Origin of the sequence: Chryseobacterium sp. CY350 (genome assembly GCF_027945075.1) — a bacterium.
Taxonomy (GTDB): Bacteria; Bacteroidota; Bacteroidia; order Flavobacteriales; family Weeksellaceae; genus Chryseobacterium.
Genome location: NZ_CP116034.1, coordinates 3,478,637 through 3,496,423, shown reverse-complemented (window position 1 = coordinate 3,496,423; position 17,787 = coordinate 3,478,637). Strand labels below are relative to the sequence as shown.

15 protein-coding genes are annotated in these 17,787 nt (G+C 34.6%); 10 read left to right on the top strand and 5 right to left on the bottom strand.

Annotated elements, in window-relative coordinates:
- Positions 1-8: 8 nt before the first annotated feature.
- Positions 9-482, bottom strand: a complete 474-nt coding sequence (locus tag PGH12_RS16350) for a hypothetical protein (RefSeq protein ID WP_267598546.1) — start codon at positions 480-482, stop codon at positions 9-11.
- 116 nt (positions 483-598) lie between these two features.
- Between PGH12_RS16350 and PGH12_RS16345 the strand changes: the two genes are divergently transcribed.
- Positions 599-2,728, top strand: coding sequence for a S9 family peptidase (locus PGH12_RS16345; protein ID WP_267598545.1), 2,130 nt, complete (start codon positions 599-601; stop codon positions 2,726-2,728).
- Between the two features lie 57 nt (positions 2,729-2,785).
- On the opposite strand, the gene PGH12_RS16340 is transcribed toward PGH12_RS16345, so the two are convergent.
- Together PGH12_RS16340 and PGH12_RS16335 are read right to left on the bottom strand one after the other, a co-directional pair.
- On the bottom strand, positions 2,786-3,091 hold the full coding sequence (locus tag PGH12_RS16340) for a type II toxin-antitoxin system RelE/ParE family toxin (RefSeq protein ID WP_267598544.1): 306 nt from the start codon (positions 3,089-3,091) through the stop codon (positions 2,786-2,788).
- The gene (locus PGH12_RS16335; protein ID WP_267598543.1) at positions 3,078-3,323 is read right to left on the bottom strand and encodes a hypothetical protein; all 246 of its coding nucleotides are present in this window, start codon (positions 3,321-3,323) and stop codon (positions 3,078-3,080) included. Before PGH12_RS16335 ends, PGH12_RS16340 begins: the two co-directional genes overlap by 14 nt.
- An 82-nt stretch (positions 3,324-3,405) precedes the next feature.
- On the opposite strand from PGH12_RS16335, the gene PGH12_RS16330 reads away from it, so the two are divergent.
- From PGH12_RS16330 to recG, 5 genes are all read left to right on the top strand, one after another.
- Complete coding sequence (locus tag PGH12_RS16330) at positions 3,406-5,058, top strand: peptide MFS transporter (RefSeq protein WP_267598542.1); 1,653 nt, start codon at positions 3,406-3,408, stop codon at positions 5,056-5,058.
- Positions 5,059-5,191: 133 nt separating this feature from the next.
- Positions 5,192-6,910, top strand: a complete 1,719-nt coding sequence (locus tag PGH12_RS16325; RefSeq protein ID WP_267598541.1) for a peptide MFS transporter — start codon at positions 5,192-5,194, stop codon at positions 6,908-6,910.
- Positions 6,911-7,042: 132 nt separating this feature from the next.
- The gene (locus PGH12_RS16320; RefSeq protein ID WP_267598540.1) at positions 7,043-8,554 is read left to right on the top strand and encodes a peptide MFS transporter; all 1,512 of its coding nucleotides are present in this window, start codon (positions 7,043-7,045) and stop codon (positions 8,552-8,554) included.
- A gap of 36 nt (positions 8,555-8,590) precedes the next feature.
- Positions 8,591-9,124: a thioredoxin family protein gene (locus tag PGH12_RS16315; RefSeq protein WP_267598539.1), complete on the top strand. Its 534-nt coding sequence runs from the start codon at positions 8,591-8,593 to the stop codon at positions 9,122-9,124.
- 110 nt (positions 9,125-9,234) lie between these two features.
- The gene (gene recG, locus PGH12_RS16310) at positions 9,235-11,319 is read left to right on the top strand and encodes an ATP-dependent DNA helicase RecG (RefSeq protein ID WP_267598810.1); all 2,085 of its coding nucleotides are present in this window, start codon (positions 9,235-9,237) and stop codon (positions 11,317-11,319) included.
- A gap of 71 nt (positions 11,320-11,390) precedes the next feature.
- Here the strand turns inward: recG and PGH12_RS16305 are convergent, their stop codons facing one another.
- Together PGH12_RS16305 and dapA are read right to left on the bottom strand one after the other, a co-directional pair.
- Positions 11,391-11,888 (bottom strand): GNAT family N-acetyltransferase, encoded by a 498-nt coding sequence (locus PGH12_RS16305; RefSeq protein ID WP_267598538.1) that lies wholly within the window; start codon positions 11,886-11,888, stop codon positions 11,391-11,393.
- A gap of 191 nt (positions 11,889-12,079) precedes the next feature.
- Complete coding sequence (gene dapA, locus PGH12_RS16300) at positions 12,080-12,952, bottom strand: 4-hydroxy-tetrahydrodipicolinate synthase (RefSeq protein WP_267598537.1); 873 nt, start codon at positions 12,950-12,952, stop codon at positions 12,080-12,082.
- A gap of 167 nt (positions 12,953-13,119) precedes the next feature.
- Here dapA and PGH12_RS16295 point away from each other — a divergent pair, with 167 nt between their 5' ends.
- From PGH12_RS16295 to recO, 4 genes are read left to right on the top strand one after another with little or no spacing between them, the layout of a single operon-like run.
- A complete protein-coding gene (locus PGH12_RS16295; protein ID WP_267598536.1) occupies positions 13,120-13,875 on the top strand; it encodes a 5'-nucleotidase C-terminal domain-containing protein in 756 nt (251 codons plus the stop codon).
- The gene (locus PGH12_RS16290) at positions 13,875-14,825 is read left to right on the top strand and encodes a bifunctional metallophosphatase/5'-nucleotidase (RefSeq protein WP_267598535.1); all 951 of its coding nucleotides are present in this window, start codon (positions 13,875-13,877) and stop codon (positions 14,823-14,825) included. Before PGH12_RS16295 ends, PGH12_RS16290 begins: the two co-directional genes overlap by 1 nt.
- Before the next feature lies 1 nt (position 14,826).
- The gene (gene porZ / locus PGH12_RS16285; protein ID WP_267598534.1) at positions 14,827-17,097 is read left to right on the top strand and encodes a type IX secretion system anionic LPS delivery protein PorZ; all 2,271 of its coding nucleotides are present in this window, start codon (positions 14,827-14,829) and stop codon (positions 17,095-17,097) included.
- Complete coding sequence (gene recO / locus PGH12_RS16280) at positions 17,097-17,783, top strand: DNA repair protein RecO (protein WP_267598533.1); 687 nt, start codon at positions 17,097-17,099, stop codon at positions 17,781-17,783. Before porZ ends, recO begins: the two co-directional genes overlap by 1 nt.
- Positions 17,784-17,787: the final 4 nt, after the last annotated feature.

Below are 17,787 nucleotides of genomic sequence, written 5' to 3'. Positions count from 1 at the left end.
TATTTATTTTAAGATTCTGATGTAGAAACTCCTATCTCATACACTTTTGCATGCTTGAGATATTTTGACCGCTCTCTGGATGTTACAGATTCAAACTCATTGTTTTTAAGAACTATAATAGGGTCTTCTGCATTTTCTATTTCGAAATTTGCAATATATCTTTCATCTGGAGGTGATTGTAGCAGTTTTGCTTTAATTTTTTGAAGCTCATCTGCATATTCTCTAAAACCGGGATCCGAAGAATGGATAAATTTATACTCCTCTCCTGCATCTACAAAATAATGTAGTTTTTTTTCTATCAATCCTGCATCGTCAGTAATTTGCGGATTATCATTTCCATCTTTAAATCCTACCTCTACCAAAGTTCCTCCTATCTTTTGAGCGTGCTCTTCTGCGTCTGTAAAACTCGAAAAACCAGTATAAACTGTTTGATTTTCCATCTCATATTTATTCAGTTTCTGGTCTTGTGCGTTCGTTTCCATAATTATTTAATTTAGTGCTAAAGTATATTCAATTTTTCTGCCAAATTACTTTATATAAAAGCTTTTTAGTATAATTTGATAAAATTGTTATCTTTGGATTCCTTTATTTTTTAAAAATGAAAAAACTCTTACTTACCCTTACGATAGTTGCTGCATTTCACAACATCTCAGCACAGGAAATCACTTTAGACAAAATATATTCAGGATATTACCGTGGAAAAGGTATTGCCGGAATCACTTCGATGAAAAACGGAGAAAACTATCTTGTCATTGAGCAAGGAGGAATCGCCAAATATTCTTACAAAACTTCTCAAAAAGAAGGCAATCTTGTTGATGGAAATTTTGAAAGCTATGAATTTTCTGATGATGAATCTAAAATTCTTCTTTTAAAAGAAAGTCAGCCGATTTACAGACATTCATTCTTAGGAAAATTTGATATTAAAGATTTGAAATCCGGAAAAATAACGAGCCTTAATGAAGGTAAATTCGTTCAGGAACCGAGATTTTCGCCTGATGCAACGAAAGTTTCTTTTATTGTTGACAATAATTTATTTTACCAGGACATCAATTCGGGAAAGATAACTCAGATCACAGAACATGGCGTAAAAAATAAAGTACTCAATGGTTTGGCAGACTGGGTTTATGAAGAAGAATTCGGGCACGCAAGATTGTATGAATGGACGAAAAATTCTGCAGACATTCTATTTGTAAAATTGGTGGAAACTGATGTTCCCGAAATTTACATTCCGATATACGGAAAGTCTCTTTATCCAAATGAAATGAGATATAAATATCCGAAGGCCGGAGAGAAAAACTCTGTAGCTTCAGCGCACATTTATCATTTGGCAGACGGAAAAAAGACTAAAGTAAATTTGGATCAGTTTAAAAATTATTACATCCCAAATGTTGTACAGACATCAAATCCTGACGAAATTGTTTTGATCACCTCACAGAGAACTCAAAATGCATCTGATGTTTTGAAAGTTAATACGAAAACCGGAACTGCTACGAAATTGTTTACCGAAACCGATGAAAAGTGGATTGATACGGATAACGTGACATTAGAATTCCTTGAAGACAACTCATTTTTGTGGGCTTCGGAGAGAGATGGTTTCCGTCATTTATATTGGTACGACAAAGATGGAAAGTTGAAAAAACAGGTAACAAAAGGAAATTGGGAAGTGACAGATTATTATGGTTACAGCCCGAAATCGAAAGAAATATTCATTCAGACCACAGAAAAAGGCAGCATAAATAAGGTGATTTCTAAAATCAATATTGATAACGGAAAGGCTCAGATGATTTCTAACGCAGAAGGAAACAACTCTGCGAATTTCAGTAAAAATTACAATTATTTCATCGAAACTTCTTCTACTGTGGCAAAACCCTACACTTATGTTTTAAAAGATGGTTCCGGGAAAACTTTGAAAGAATTGCAGAATAATAATGATCAGTTGAAAAAACTTGAGGCTGATAATTTCACAGTAAAAGAATTTATCACGATTCCAAATGAAGCCGGAGATCAGATGAATGCATGGATCATTAAGCCTAAAAACTTTGATAAAAACAAAAAATATCCTTTGTTTATGTTCCAGTATTCAGGACCGGGATCTCAGCAGGTTGCTAATTCTTGGGACAACGGAAACGCACTTTGGTTTGAAATGCTTGCACAAAAGGGCTACATCATTGCTTGTGTCGATGGCCGCGGAACAGGTTTTAAAGGAGCTAAATTTAAAAAAGTAACTTACAAAAATTTAGGAAAGTACGAAATTGAAGATCAGATTACGGCTGCAAAATGGCTGGGAAATCAATCCTACATTGATAAAACAAGAATCGGAATTTTCGGGTGGAGTTTCGGAGGTTACATGGCGAGTCTGGCAATGACGAAAGGTGCAGATGTTTTTAAAACCGGAATTGCAGTTGCGCCCGTGACCAACTGGAGATATTACGATTCTGTGTACACAGAAAGATTTTTGCTGACTCCACAGGAAAATCCTGCGGGTTATGATGAAAATTCACCAACAACTTATGCCAATTTGTTGAAAGGTAAATTTTTGTTAATCCACGGAACTGCTGATGACAATGTACATTTCCAGAACTCAATGGAGTTTTCTGAAGCTTTAATTCAAAACAAAAAACAGTTTGAATTTATGGCATATCCTGATAAAAACCACGGAATTTATGGCGGACAGACAAGACCGCAATTGTATCAGAAGATGACGGATTTTATTTTGGAGAATTTATAATTTTCCGATTATATTCAAAATATAAAAACTCCGAATCCCATAAAAGATTCGGAGTTTTTATTTTCTTTCTTGCCAATTTTCAGGATTTCTGGAAGTATGAAATATTGAAAATACTTTCACAATATTTCTATTTTCATCAAATTCATAATGAATTCCAAACGGAAATCTCTTTAGATATGCTATTCTAAAATTTCCATATCTGATTTCACAGGAAAAAGGATTTTCAGCAATATACTTTACTTTTGTTTTAAAATCTGTTAAAAATAACCAAATAAGTTTTTTATTAATTTCATTATACCAATCTGCTATCTCGCTTAAATCAAAATCAGCATTCTCGGAAATAACAATTTTAGCTCTTCTCATTTAATAATTTCTTCTCAAAATTTTCAATAAAATTGTCAAAATCTAAAAGTGACTCAGGATTTTCTTCAGCATATTTCGCCCTTCTCAAAACTTCTTCTTTCTGCCAATTAGGAATAAACAAATCTTCTTCAATAGTGATTGAGATAGGCTTTTTTTTGTAAGCAGCTTTTATACTTTCAATTAAATCTTGATTGATTTCGTCGGCAGATGACAAATGAAACACTGTATTCATATTTGCTTAATTTTACTCAAAGTTAATAAAATTCAATTATTATATTAAATATTTTATATTTGTGAAAATTGAATTTTGAATTATGAAGACTAAACATCCTGAAGGGCTGCCTTATCTATTCTTTACTGAAATGTGGGAGCGTTTCGGCTATTATCTTATTCTCGGAATTTTCGTTTTGTACATGATTGACAGCGAAAAAGGCGGATTGGCATTTGATGATAAAAGTGCTGATGATATTTTCGGAACATTTATCGCTTTAACCTATCTGACTCCTTTCTTAGGTGGATTTTTAGCCGACAGAGTTCTAGGATACATTAAAGCCATTTACATTGGTGGATTTTTGATGGGATTAGGCTATCTCGGGGTTGGCTTTTTTAAAGAGCTTCCTCTTTTTTATGCTTCTTTAGCTTTAATTATTATCGGAAACGGTTTTTTTAAACCAAGTATTTCTACATTATTAGGGAATCTATACAACGAAGAACCTTACAAAGCTAATAAGGATGCCGGTTACAATATTTTCTATATGGGAATCAACATCGGTGCATTTGTATGTAATATTATTGCAGCTTTTATGCGTAATAAATATGGATGGGGACCAGCTTTTATGACAGCCGGAGTCGGAATGTTTATAGGATTGTTGGTTTTCACGATCGGGAGACAACATATTTTAAAAGCAAATATTTTAAAGCCTGTCCAAGAGGGCGATACTAAAATTTCTGATGTTTTATTGAAAGTATTTTTACCTGCAGTTATTTTTGGGCTCATCGGTTGGTTTATTCCAAATAATATTTTCGGAAGTGACAGTACCGATGCGTTCATTTTTGCATGTGTTCCTGTAATTTATTTCTATGTGATGCTTTATGTGAAAGCCAATGCGGAAGATAAAAAACCAATTGGTGCTTTGCTTGCAATTTTTGCAGTCAGCTTAATGTTTTGGGCAGTTTTTAAACAAAACGGAACCGCATTGACTCGCTGGGCAAAAAACTATACTGACAGAACCATTCCCGCAGCACTCGAAAAACCTTTAGAATCGATTTATTTAGTTGATGTAAAAGATTATAAAAGTCAGGAAGTATCGGTTTATGACGATCAATATCAGGTTAAAAAAAATGAAGCCGGTGATGCAATCAAAGAACAGGGCAAAGATATTTATTTTAGAAACATTCCAAAAGCTGAGCGTGATAAATTAGAAGCTAATCCCAGTCAGCAGGTCAGTTTATATAATACAGAATTATTTCAGTCTATTAACCCTGGTTGGGTTATTATTTTAACACCTGTTGTCGTTGCATTCTTCATGATGCTTCGTAGAAAAGGTAAAGAGCCAAGTACACCTTCAAAAATTGTTTTAGGTTTATTTATTTCCGCTTTATCATGTCTGGTAATGGTTGGCGCTGTATATGCAGGACAAAATGGGTTAATTAAAGTTTCAGCATTATGGCTCGTTGCAGCATACGGAGTCATTACTGTTGGCGAGTTATGTCTCTCGCCAATGGGATTGTCTCTGGTTTCAAAACTTTCGCCACCGAGATTAACGGCATTAATGATGGGTGGGTTTTTTCTTTCTACATCAATCGGGAACAAACTTTCCGGTGTGTTAGCAAGCTTTTGGTACGATTATGACAACAAAGCCAATTTTTTTATCGTAAACTGCGGTCTGCTTCTTTTAGCAACTTTACTCGGATTATCAATTCTAAAGAGATTAAACAAAATTATGAAAGAAAAAGGTGTAAGCTAAGTTCTTGAGTATTTAATAAATCTTAAGCCGCAGAATGTTCTGCGGCTTTTTTGTTTAAATCAAATTAAAACCTTGTCAAAAACTCAAAAAAAACTATATTTGTCAATCTTAACAAAAAATTAACAAGTAATATATGGATACAGTAGTTCAGTCGCAGACTAAACACCCTAAAGGATTATGGGTTCTATTCGGAACAGAGATGTGGGAGCGTTTCAATTTTTACGGAATGAGAGCATTGCTTACCTTATTTATGGTAAACTCTCTATTAATGAAAGAAGGCGATGTTACCATCATATATGGTGGCTTTTTAGCTCTGTGTTATCTAACACCAATGTTGGGAGGTTTTATTGCAGACCGATTTTTAGGAAATAGATACTGTATTATCGTTGGAGGCGCATTAATGGCACTTGGACAGTTTTTAATGTTCATGAGTGCATCAACATTTGGGTCTAATCTGGGATCTGCACAAACATTAATGTGGATTGCTTTGGGAGTGATCATTTTTGGAAATGGGTTTTTCAAACCTAATATTTCTTCGATGGTGGGAAGCCTCTATCCCAAGCAGGAAAAATCTAAATTAGATTCTGCATTTACAATTTTCTACATGGGGATTAACTTGGGAGCATTTTTAGGTCAATTTATCTGTCCATTTTTAGGAGATGTAAAAGATTCTAACGGCCTTAGAGACATTCACGCTTTTAAATGGGGATTTTTGGCAGCATCTATCGCTATGACAATCGGCACATTGACTTTCATTTTACTTAAAAATAAATATGTTATAACACCAGAAGGAAGACCAATCGGTGGTTTACCAAGTGAAAGCACAGCTGAAGATTTTGAAGAAGGCGAATCACAAACCGCTAAATTTTCCGGAAAATCTATCGGTATTGCAGTTGTTGTTTTTCTGGTAACTTTCTTCGGATTTCAGTATTTATTTGTTAGCAAAGTTGGCTTTGGTTCTGTGGGTATGGGAGAATTTGTGAAAGCAGTAATCTATCCATTTATTTATTCTATGGGACTTGCTTTGGCTTATTTAATTATGTCAGCTACTGAAAACAAGATCGAAAGAGATAGAATCTGGGTAATTTATATCGTATCTTTTTTCATTATATTCTTTTGGGCAGCTTTCGAGCAGGCAGGATCTTCATTAACGTTTATTGCAGATAACCAGACAGACAGACATATTTTGGGCTGGAATATGCCGCCATCAATGGTTCAGATATTTAACGGTCTTTTTATTGTAGTTTTGGCAGTTCCATTCAGTATGCTTTGGGATAAATTACGAGCCAATAAAAAAGAACCTGTTTCACCTCTAAAACAAGCAATAGGGCTTGGTTTAATTGCTTTAAGTTATTTAATAATTGCTTACAATGTTAAAGATTTAGGAAATACCGGATTACTTGCCGTTAAATGGTTGATTTTACTATATTTAATTCAAACAATGGGCGAATTATGTTTATCTCCAATTGGTTTGTCTTTAGTTGGTAAATTAGCTCCTAAAAGATTTGCATCACTTTTATTTGGTGTATTTTTTATCGCAAATGCCGCAGGTTATGCTTTATCAGGAACTTTAGGATCAATCTTACCGGCAACAGGTGATAAATTCTTAAAAGCAAAAGAACTGGGAATTAATCTGCAGGATGTTTTAGATAAAAAAGTTACTTTAAGTGCAGATCAAATATCTCTTTTAGATAAAGAACAAATCTCTACTGTTTACAACAGTTTCGCAGGATTTGAAATCCATAATTTATTTGAATTCTTCATGGTATTTGTTATCCTTTGTGGAATTGCAGGAGCAATTTTAGCATTGATTTCGCCAATTTTGAAAAAAATGATGCACGGTGTAAACTAATTCATCATTAAAATAATTTTCAAACCTCTGATTTTTCAGAGGTTTTTTTTTACATTAGTAAATTATTAATAAGATACTAATTTCAACATAGTACTGATTAAATTTATTACTGCTTCAAATACCAATTTATCAATGAACCTAACTTTAGACGAAATACAAAATTTTAAAGGAAAATATCCAAAACAAATCTGGTCGCTTTTTTTCTCTGAAATGTGGGAACGCTTCTGCTTCTACGGAATGCGAGGAATGCTTGTTTTCTTTATGATTTCACAATTAAATTTCCACGAAAAAGAAGCCAACCTTCAATACGGAGCAACGCAGGCTTTCGTGTATGCTTTCACTTTTGTAGGAGGACTTTTTGCTGATAAAATTTTAGGCTTTAGAAAATCTCTATTCTGGGGTGGACTTTTAATGATCGTAGGAAGTTTAATTCTCGCAACAGATCCGCACAAGTTTTTCTTTTTGGGAATTGCATTTACCGTCGTAGGCACAGGTTTTTTTAAGCCAAATATTTCTTCAATGGTTGGTCAGCTTTACAAACCAAACGATTCTAGAGCCGATGCCGGATTTTCACTTTTTTATGCAGGAATTAATCTTGGCGCATTGCTTGGCGGTTATTTATGCATTGCAATTGGAAAAGGTGAACTTTTCGGAAGTATCATATCTGAAGGATTAAGATGGAATGTTGCATTCGGACTTGCCGCAATTGTAATGGTCATCAGCTTAATCAATTTTATTTTTACTCAAAGAAGTTTGGGTACAATCGGTCTTCAGCCAGGACATCCTTTAAATGAAGTGAAATCTGCACCAATGGCAAAATGGAAAGAATACGGAGTTTATATTTTATCTCTGATTTTTATTCCAATCATTATGACAATGGTTTCAGTTCCGGAATACACCGACTATTTTATGTGGACGGTAGGCCCTTTGACATTGATTTATTTATTTTTTGAAATGTCGAAAGTGACACCCAATGAAAGAAAAAAGCTTTGGGCAGCGTTGGTTTTTATTCTATTTTCGATCCTGTTTTGGGGAATTTATGAGCAAAGCGGAGGTTCGTTAAGCATTTTTGCAGCTAAAAATTTAAATAAAGATTTACTTGGCTTAGATCCCAATGGTGTCAACAATTCAGGTGGTGCATTTTTCATCATTTTCCTGGCTCCACTTCTTGGCTTACTGTGGATATGGATGAGCAAAAGAAAAATAGAACCCAATACGATTATTAAGTTTGGCTTAGGATTTATTTTCTTGGGATTAGGTTATTATGTGCTTTTTGCCACCAGGTTTTTTGCTGATTTACAAGGAATTACTTCATTAAATTTCTTTACGATTGCATTGTTGGTAATCACATTAGGAGAGCTATGCCTTTCACCTATCGGGCTTTCTATCATGACTAAACTTTCCACAAAAAACCTTCAAGGAATGATGATGGGAATGTGGTTTCTGGCATCCGCATATGGACAGTATGTCGCAGGAATCATCGGAGCAGGATTGGCAACCGCCAAAGAAGGCTCTACCAATTATGACGCATTAATAACATACACAGAAGGTTACAAACAATTGGCTCTCTATGCAGTTATTGCCGGTGTGGTATTAATTTTGATATCTCCATTAGTCAAAAAATTAATGCAGGAGGTTAGATAACGATGAGCATCTAGGCTGATCAAATACATAAACGATATGAAAAAAATTATAAGCGCATTTTTTACTCTTTTTATTACTCTAAATTTTGCTCAGGTAAAGTGGATGACAATTGAAGAAGCTTTAAATGCACAGAAAGTTCAGCCTAAAAAAATACTGATCGATTTCTATGCAGACTGGTGCGGACCGTGTAAAATAATGGAAAAAAAGACATACGGAAATGCAGTAATTTCAGATTTTTTAAATCAAAACTATTATCCGGTTAAATTCAACGCCGAAGAAAAGAAGGATATTGAAATCTTCGGAAGAAAATTTTCTAACGAAAACACGGCTCACAAAAAAGGAAGAAACTCTCTGCATGAATTTACTCAGTTTATGAATGTAGGAGCAGTTCCAAGTACTGTTTTTCTGGACGAAATTGGCGGACCAATTACCATCTTACAAGGCGAACTTTCTGCAAAAGAGCTAGAACCTTATCTTTCATTAATTTCAGATAATCTATATAAGAAAATAAAAACCCGCGAAGAATGGGAAGATTTTCAGAAGAAATTTAAATCGAATATAAAAGATTAGCTTCATATCGGTTAATTCTTTCAGATCAAAATTAAATAACGATGAAAGCTTTCATATTTGAAAGCTTTTTTTATTTCTAAATTTTCCCGAAATTCGTGGCTTTCTACGAATTGACTTTAGAAACTTCAATAGAATACGTAAAAGGAATCGGTCCGGAACGAGCCAAACTCATCAAGAATGTGTTGGGAATTTCTACCGTTGAAGATCTTTTGCACTTCTACCCGATTCGCTACATTGATAAAAACAAACTGTACAAAATCGGCAACCTTCAGGAAAGCAACATTGAAATTCAGCTGAAAGGAAAAATTTCTAATGTTCAGGAAATTCATAACGGAAAAATAAAGAGATTGACCGCCAAATTCAATGATGACACAGGAAGTATGGATCTGGTGTGGTTTCAGTATTCGAAATGGCTTAAGGAACAGCTTCCGGTAAATCGGGAAGTTTTTATTTTCGGAAAAATTAATGCTTTCAACAATCAGTTTTCGATGCCGCATCCGGAAATTGAACTGGATGAAAATAAGGATAAAGACAATCGCCTGAGACCGATTTATCCAAGCTCGGAAAAGCTGACCAAAAGAGGTTTGAATCAGAAGTTTTTTCAGGTAATCTTAAGAAATATCTGTAAAGAAATTCCAAATATTATTCAAGAAAATCTTTCGGAATATATGATTCAGTCGATGAAGTTTTTGTCGCGGCAACAAACGTATTTAAACATTCATTTTCCGGAAAATTTAGAATATTTTGAGAAAGCAGATTTTAGATTAAAATTTGAAGAATCGTTCTTTTTTCAATTAGGTTTTGGCTTAAAAAAAGCTCACCACAAAACAAAATCGTACGGAAATCCGTTTCCAATCGTTGGCGATTATTTTACAGATTTTTATGAAAGTCACCTTCCTTTTGAATTAACGAACGCCCAAAAAAGAGTTTTAAAAGAAATTCGGCTCGACATGAAGAAGCCTATCCAAATGAACCGACTTTTGCAGGGCGATGTAGGTTCGGGGAAAACGATGGTTGCTTTATTAACGATGCTAATTGCGCTAGACAATGGTTTTCAAAGCTGCTTGATGGCTCCGACGGAAATTCTAGCTCAACAACATTACAATGGAATTAAAGATTTACTGAAAGACACCAGTATTAAGGTCAGCATCCTTACAGGCTCGGTAAAGGCTTCTGCACGTAAAATCATTCACGAAGAACTGGAAAACGGTGAGCTTTCAATTTTGGTGGGAACTCATGCAGTTTTGGAAGATAAAGTGAAGTTTAAAAATCTCGGTTTAGCAATTATTGATGAGCAACACCGGTTTGGAGTAGCGCAAAGAGCAAAACTTTGGGCAAAAAATAAAATCCCGCCTCATATTCTGGTCATGACCGCAACGCCGATTCCGCGAACTTTGGCAATGAGTTTTTACTCGGATCTTGATGTTTCTGTAATTGACGAAATGCCTGTTGGAAGAAAACCAATTATTACCGCTCATCGCAGGGAAAAAGACAGAGCGTATGTTTATAATTTCTGTCATGAAGAAATTCGAAAAGGCAGGCAAATTTACTTCGTTTATCCACTTATTGAAGAATCTGAAACTTTAGATTATAAAAATCTGATGGAAGGTCTTGAGCATGTCATGGAAAATTTCTCAAATTACAATGTAATCATGCTTCACGGACGAATGAAACCCGATGAAAAAGACGAAGCCATGAACTATTTTGCAGCAGGGAAATCGCAAATTATGGTAGCAACAACGGTAATTGAAGTTGGTGTAAATGTTCCGAATGCCTCAGTTATGGTGATTGAAAGTGCCGAAAGATTTGGTTTGTCTCAGCTGCATCAGTTGCGAGGCCGGGTTGGCAGAGGAGCCGAACAGAGTTACTGTATTTTGATGACTTCGGATAAATTATCTACTGAAAGCCGAACAAGAATTAAAACTATGACAGAAACCAATGACGGATTCAAAATTTCTGAAGTCGATATGCAATTGCGCGGTCCCGGCGATATCTTGGGAACTCAGCAAAGTGGCGTTGTCGATTTCAAAAGATTAGATTTGGTCAACGATTCTGCGATCATCAAAAACACCAAAAATATGGTTGAAAGAATTCTCGAAGCAGATCCCTTACTTTCGAGACCGGAGCATCAGATTATCAAAAATTATTATCTACAGTATTATAAAGGAAAAAATAAGTGGAGTAAAATTTCTTAGGTTTAAGTTTTGGCTAAAGCCTATGGAATTTTATTTAAATCTAAAACGGGCTAAAGCCCGCTTTTTATGATCTATACATTTTTTTCCATCAAGAAATCGTCCATTACGAAGCCATTTCCTACATCTATAACTGTTTCTTTATAAATTTCAAACCCTTGAGATTTATAGAAGTTCTTTGCAGAATTATATTTATTTACGTTTAAAATAATTCTACTGTCACCACTTTTTTTTACTTTTTCATTTAAAAATTCTAAAGTTTTTTTCCCCAGACCCTTTCCTTTGCTTTCGGGAACAAGATAAATTCGGTGAAGCTTTGTTGTTTGATTTTCATAATGATTTTCGTAGCCTAAAAATCCGTCAAATAAATTTAAAACTTCATCAAAAACAAGATAATAATGATAGTTAGGATTCTTTAAATGTAGCGAAATTTCAATCTCGGAATACATGTTTTCAAGCATATATTTCATCTGCTCGCGCGAAAGTATTTCTGCGTAAGCATTTTCCCAGGATCTTTTTGCCAAATCCTGAATTAGAGGAATATCTTTTTCTGTTGCTTTGATTAGTTTCATATTTTGAAAATATATTTAAACAAATGAGTCACAAAGTTTTTAGACCAATCATGAAAATATTTTAGAACATAATTACCTAAAAACTAATGTGTTAAAAATTTAAAGTTAAATTATATACTAAAAAAAGTGAAAAGCATTATACCTTTCACTTTTCATTATTTCAAGTTAAATGGAAAATACCAATATTCACTTTAAATTTTCGCCATTTCAGCTTTAATTTTCGCGTAAAGTCCTTCTGATGCAGGAACTAACGGAAGTCGCAGATAATTTTTAATCAATCCTTTTTCTGCTAAAATCACTTTAATTCCACAAGGATTTCCTTCTGCGAAAATCAGTCTTGTAATTTCAACCAACCTGTTGTGAATCTCATATGCTTCATCTACTTTTTTATCGAAAGCTAACTGAACCATTGTTGAAAATTCTTTCGGGTAACCTTGTCCAATCACGGAAATTACTCCTGCTCCACCGGCTAAAGTCACAGGAAGTGTAAACTCGTCATCACCGGAAACTAGATTGAAACCGTTCGGCTTTTTTCTTAAAATATCGAAATACTGAAGGATATTGGGCGCGGCTTCTTTTATTAAGAATAAATTCGGGAATTCATTCGCCAGACGCAAAGTCGTTTCTGCCTCTACATTTTGTCCGGTTCTTGAAGGAACGTTATAAATGATAATATTCTTCCCGGTAGATGCCAGAGCTTTATAATGCTGGTAAAGACCTTCCTGATTGGGTTTGTTATAATATGGAGATACCGATAAAACGGCTTCAAAATCAGACAAGTCGGTTTCTTCGATCTGCTTTTTTACTTCTAAAGTATTGTTTCCACCGATTCCTAAAACCAAAGGAACACGTTTATTATTAACTTTAATGATGTGCTCTACGACCTGTTTTTTCTCATCTGAAGAAAGTGTAGCAGCTTCCGCTGTAGTTCCCAAAACCACCAAGTAGTTGGTTCCGTTTTCGATATTGTACTCAATAAGTTTCGTTAAACTTTCGAAATCTACGGATAAATCTTCATTAAAGGGCGTTACCAAAGCAACACCTACTCCTTTTAAAATGCTCATCTTTTAGAAATATTTTTTTCAAATTTAATAAATTACACTAAGAATTTATCATAATTAATAATGTTTTATTATACATATAATTATATTTGCATATACTAAAGAGAAATATGAAAGAGCATTGCAATGAAAAGCTATTTATATGATCTTTAACTAAATGATTACAACATATGAAAAATAGATTCTTATTTTTAGGAATTGCTTTGATCTCGCTTACTGCCTGCAAAACGACTTCGTTACAGGTATCAAATGTGCAGACTCAAAACAATATTTCTATTAATAACGAGCTGAAAAATGATGAGGAATTTGTAAAAGTCATCAATCCTTATAAAGAAAAACTGGATAAAGAGATGAATCAAAAAATCTCTCACACCAATGTAGATCTTACAAAACAGGGCGACAACAGCAATTTAGGAAATCTTTTAGCAGATTATACTTTCGACGGAGCCGACCGATGGGCAAAAGTTAATCTTCAAAAAAATGTGGATGCCGCGTTGATTAATATCGGAGGAATCAGAACCACAATCGGGAAAGGCGACATTCTTCTGAAAAACGTTTTTGAAGTGATGCCTTTTGAAAATGAAGTCATCATTGTGAAAATGAAAGGTGCAGATCTGCAGGGACTTTTTGATTATTACGCAAAAAACCGGGTCAACAATCCTGTTTCTCATTTATATATTGAAACAAGTAACGGACTTTTATCTAAAACTTTAATCAACGGACAACCGGTAAATCCTTCTCAGGATTATTACATTGCAACCTCTGATTATTTGGCTTTAGGTGGTGACAATATGAAGTTTTTCGCAAAAGGTGAATCTATTTCAACAGGAATTAAATTAAGAGATTTATTCATTGAATATTTTAAAAATAATTCTGAAATTGAAACTAAAGAAGATATTCGTTTAAATTTTATCGGGGAGAAGTAATGGATCGAAAAGGCTTTTTAAAAACAATAACGGGTGGAACTTTGGCAATGACCTTAGCTCCTAATCTGATGATGGCAAGCGAGTTGAATTTAAATTCAATCAAATCTGCCAGTAAACTGACCATTCTTCATACAAACGATCAACACAGCAGAATTGAACCTTTCGATGAAAGTTATACTAGAAATCCTAATCAAGGTGGTTTCGCGAGAAGAGCAAGTTTAATTCAGAAAATAAGAAGCGAAGAAAGCAATCTTTTGCTGCTCGATTCCGGCGATATTTTTCAGGGAACTCCATATTTTAATTTTTTTGGAGGCGAACTGGAATTTAAACTGATGTCGATGATGCAATATGATGCTTCCACAATGGGAAATCATGATTTTGATAACGGTTTAGACGGATTTTTAAAGGTTTTACCAAACGCCAAATTTCCTTTTATCTGTTCGAATTATGATTTTAAAAACACCGTTTTAGACGGAAAGACTTCGCAGTACAAGATTTTCAATAAAAATGGAATCAAAGTAGGAATTTTCGGAGTCGGAATTCAACTGGAAGGTTTAGTCGGGAAAAAACAATACGGAGAAACAATTTGGTCAGACCCTATTGATGCTGCTCAGCATTACTCTAATTTCCTGAAAAAAGAACACAAATGTGATCTCGTTATTTGTCTTTCTCACATCGGCTATGATTACAAAGGTGAGCCTGAAAAAATAAGCGATAAAATTTTAGCATCAAAAACAGAAAATATTGACTTAATTTTAGGAGGTCATACCCATACATTTTTACCAGCACCGGAAACTTATAAAAACAGGCAGGGAAAAAATGTTTTGGTCAATCAGGTTGGCTGGGCAGGACTTCTTTTGGGAAGGCTAGACTTCTTTTTTGATAAAAATAAAAATGTACAAAATATTACCTGGAATAATCAGGCAATTGACAGCAGTATAATAGCATAATATGAAAAAACTTTTAATTTCTCTCGGTATTTTAGCATCTCTGCAACAGGTAACTGCGCAGAACATTTCTTCTAAAAAATGGTCAGATTTATTTTCTTACAATAATATTCTTGCTATCAAAGAAGACAACGGAAAAATAGTTGCTGCCACAGAAAACGGAATTTTCTACTATACAATATCCACCGGAGAAATTAGCAAGCTTTCTAAAGCCAACGGGTTGCACGAAGTCAAAATTGCTGCTTTTGATTACAATCCGCAAACTAAGATCGGTCTTGTAGGTTATCAAGATGGCTCATTAGACGTTATAACACCACAAGGCGTAACGTACATTGTAGATATCCCTATCGCAACGGGATATAACGGTAGTAAAAAAATTAATCATATTTCGATTACCGGAGACAGAGCCGTAGTGTCTGCGGGATACGGAGTTTCAATTTTTGATTTAAAAAAGAAAGAGTTCGGAGATTCTGCCTTTTTCGTGTCTGGTGGAGTTTATCAGGCTAGTAACGAAGCCACTATAAAAGATAATAAAGTATTTTCGGTGACTAATACCGGACTAAAAACACACGAACTCAATACAACTTTCCCCGTATTTTCTACATGGGTGACAGAATTAGCAGGAAATTTTACTGATATTGATTCTGAAAGTATCGTATCATTTTCCTCACCGACAACAACTTACATTTACAATAATGGTGTTTCAACGCCGCTATCCCAGATTTTTGGGAATGTGAGTGACGTTGTTGTCAATGCAGATAATATAGTGATTACTGATGCGAGCAGAGTTTACACTTATAATACCAACGGAACCTTTGCCGGATCTGTGACGGTAGGCGAAGAATGCAATACTGCAACGAAAGTAGGTTCAAGAATTTATCTCGGAACAATTTTATCTGGTCTTAAAAATGAAGACAATATTTCTTTCAAACCAGACGGACCTTATTTTAACTATTCCTATAAATTAAGAATATTCAACGAAAATCAACTTTTGGTTTCTTCCGGTGGTAGAGAGGGCGGGTTTAATACAGGAATTTCAAATCCGAAAAATCCAGGATTCTATTATTTTAATGGAACAGAATGGATTTACTCTACATTTTTTATTGGAAGCTCCACGACTTTTAACGTTCTTGATGCCATTGCCGATCCTTCAAATGCTTCAGAAGTATATTTTACAAACTATAATACCGCAGCGGGATTTGGAGTTTACAAAATGAAATATAACTCAGGATCAAAAGATTTTGATTTTGTTAAAAGATATGATTTAGGAGCCAGTGATCCTTACGCGAGAAGGCCTGTAGGTTTCACGTACGATGATCAGAATAATTTATTTGCGACAATGGGCTATTCCGGGAGTGCCGGAACAACTGCTGCAATTGGTTTCTATGACAGGGCAGCAGATCAGTTTTTGGTAAAAGATTTCGGAATTACAAGTAGTGCCGCACAACAGCCATATTTCAGTCAGGATTTATTTTGGGTTCCACTTCCGAGATCAAATAATTTTCTGGTCTATGACTACAAAAAAACATCAAATTTTTCTGATGATTCTCAATATTTACTAAGCGTTACCAATGGGCTTCCGGGAAATTCCGGAGGAACACTTTCAGTGGCGGTCGACAAGTCGGGAGATGCTTGGATAGGAACAGACAGCGGATTAAGAATACTTCCCAACGCAGCCAATGAGGTGAAAAATGCAAATGTACAGCTTGAGCCAATCGTTATCGAACAGAATGGTCTTGCAGAAGAACTTTTCAGAGATTCGCAGATTTTGCAGGTAGAAGTTGACGGCGGAAATCAAAAATGGATTTCTATTGACGGCGGTGGAGTTTATTATCTTTCTGCTTCCGGGGAGCAGGTGATTAAAAGATTTACAAAAGAAAATTCGCCTCTTCCTACCAATTCGGTGACGGATATTAAAGTTGATAAGAAAACAGGAAAAGTATATTTTGTTACTTATGACGGAATCGTGACTTATCAAGGTGACGTAGCAGATGTAACGTCAAATTTCGGAAATGTATTGGTATATCCCAATCCTGTGGTACATTCTCAATTTAAAGGAAATGTAACCATACGAGGTCTTGCGGAAAAAACAAATATCAGAATCACAGATGCCGCAGGAAATATCGTACATTCTGCAGTTGCAAGAAACGGATACTATGAGTGGGATCTTAATAATCAAAAAGGTAAAAGAGTAGCATCCGGAATTTATTTTGTCTTGATGACCAATGAAGATGCAAGCGATAAAGCGACTGCAAAAATAGCTGTTGTTAATTAATGAATTCTCAAAACGGTTTTTTACTTTCTTTTATAAAATACGGAGAAAACGATGCTATCCTGCATTGTTTTACAGAAGAGGAAGGTTTTCAGACTTATTTTCTAAAAGGTATTTATACCAAAAAAAGTAAAAAGAAAGCGTTCCTTTTGCCTTTGAATAAACTAAATTTCTCTGTACGACTCGGAAAAGGAAGTGGCATGCAGACCATTTCAGGATTTGAATTGCTAAATCTCCATGATCTTTACACAGATATAAAAGCCAACACGGTAGTATTTTTCATATCAGATTTTCTGAATCAGATTTTACGAAATGAAAATAAAAATCTCCCTCTATTTTCCACAATTGATGAATTTACAGATCAACTCAGTAACAAAAATTATCAGTCGCATCTCATTTTTTTAATTAAAATTTTAAAAATCCAGGGAGTTGCACCACTTTTAGGAGAAGGCAAATTTCTCGATCCTGAAACAGGAAATTTTGTTTACAACTCTACGCATCCTATTTTTGATGAAGAAAATTCTTCAATATGGAAAAGCATTATGACATCACAAAACCCTTACGAAACTAAAATACCATCTTCTAAAAGGAAAAATTTTCTAGATAGTATTTTAGTATATTATCATTATCATATTCCTGATTTCAGAACTCCGAATTCTTTAGAAATCATTCAGCAGATCTTCGAATAATTTT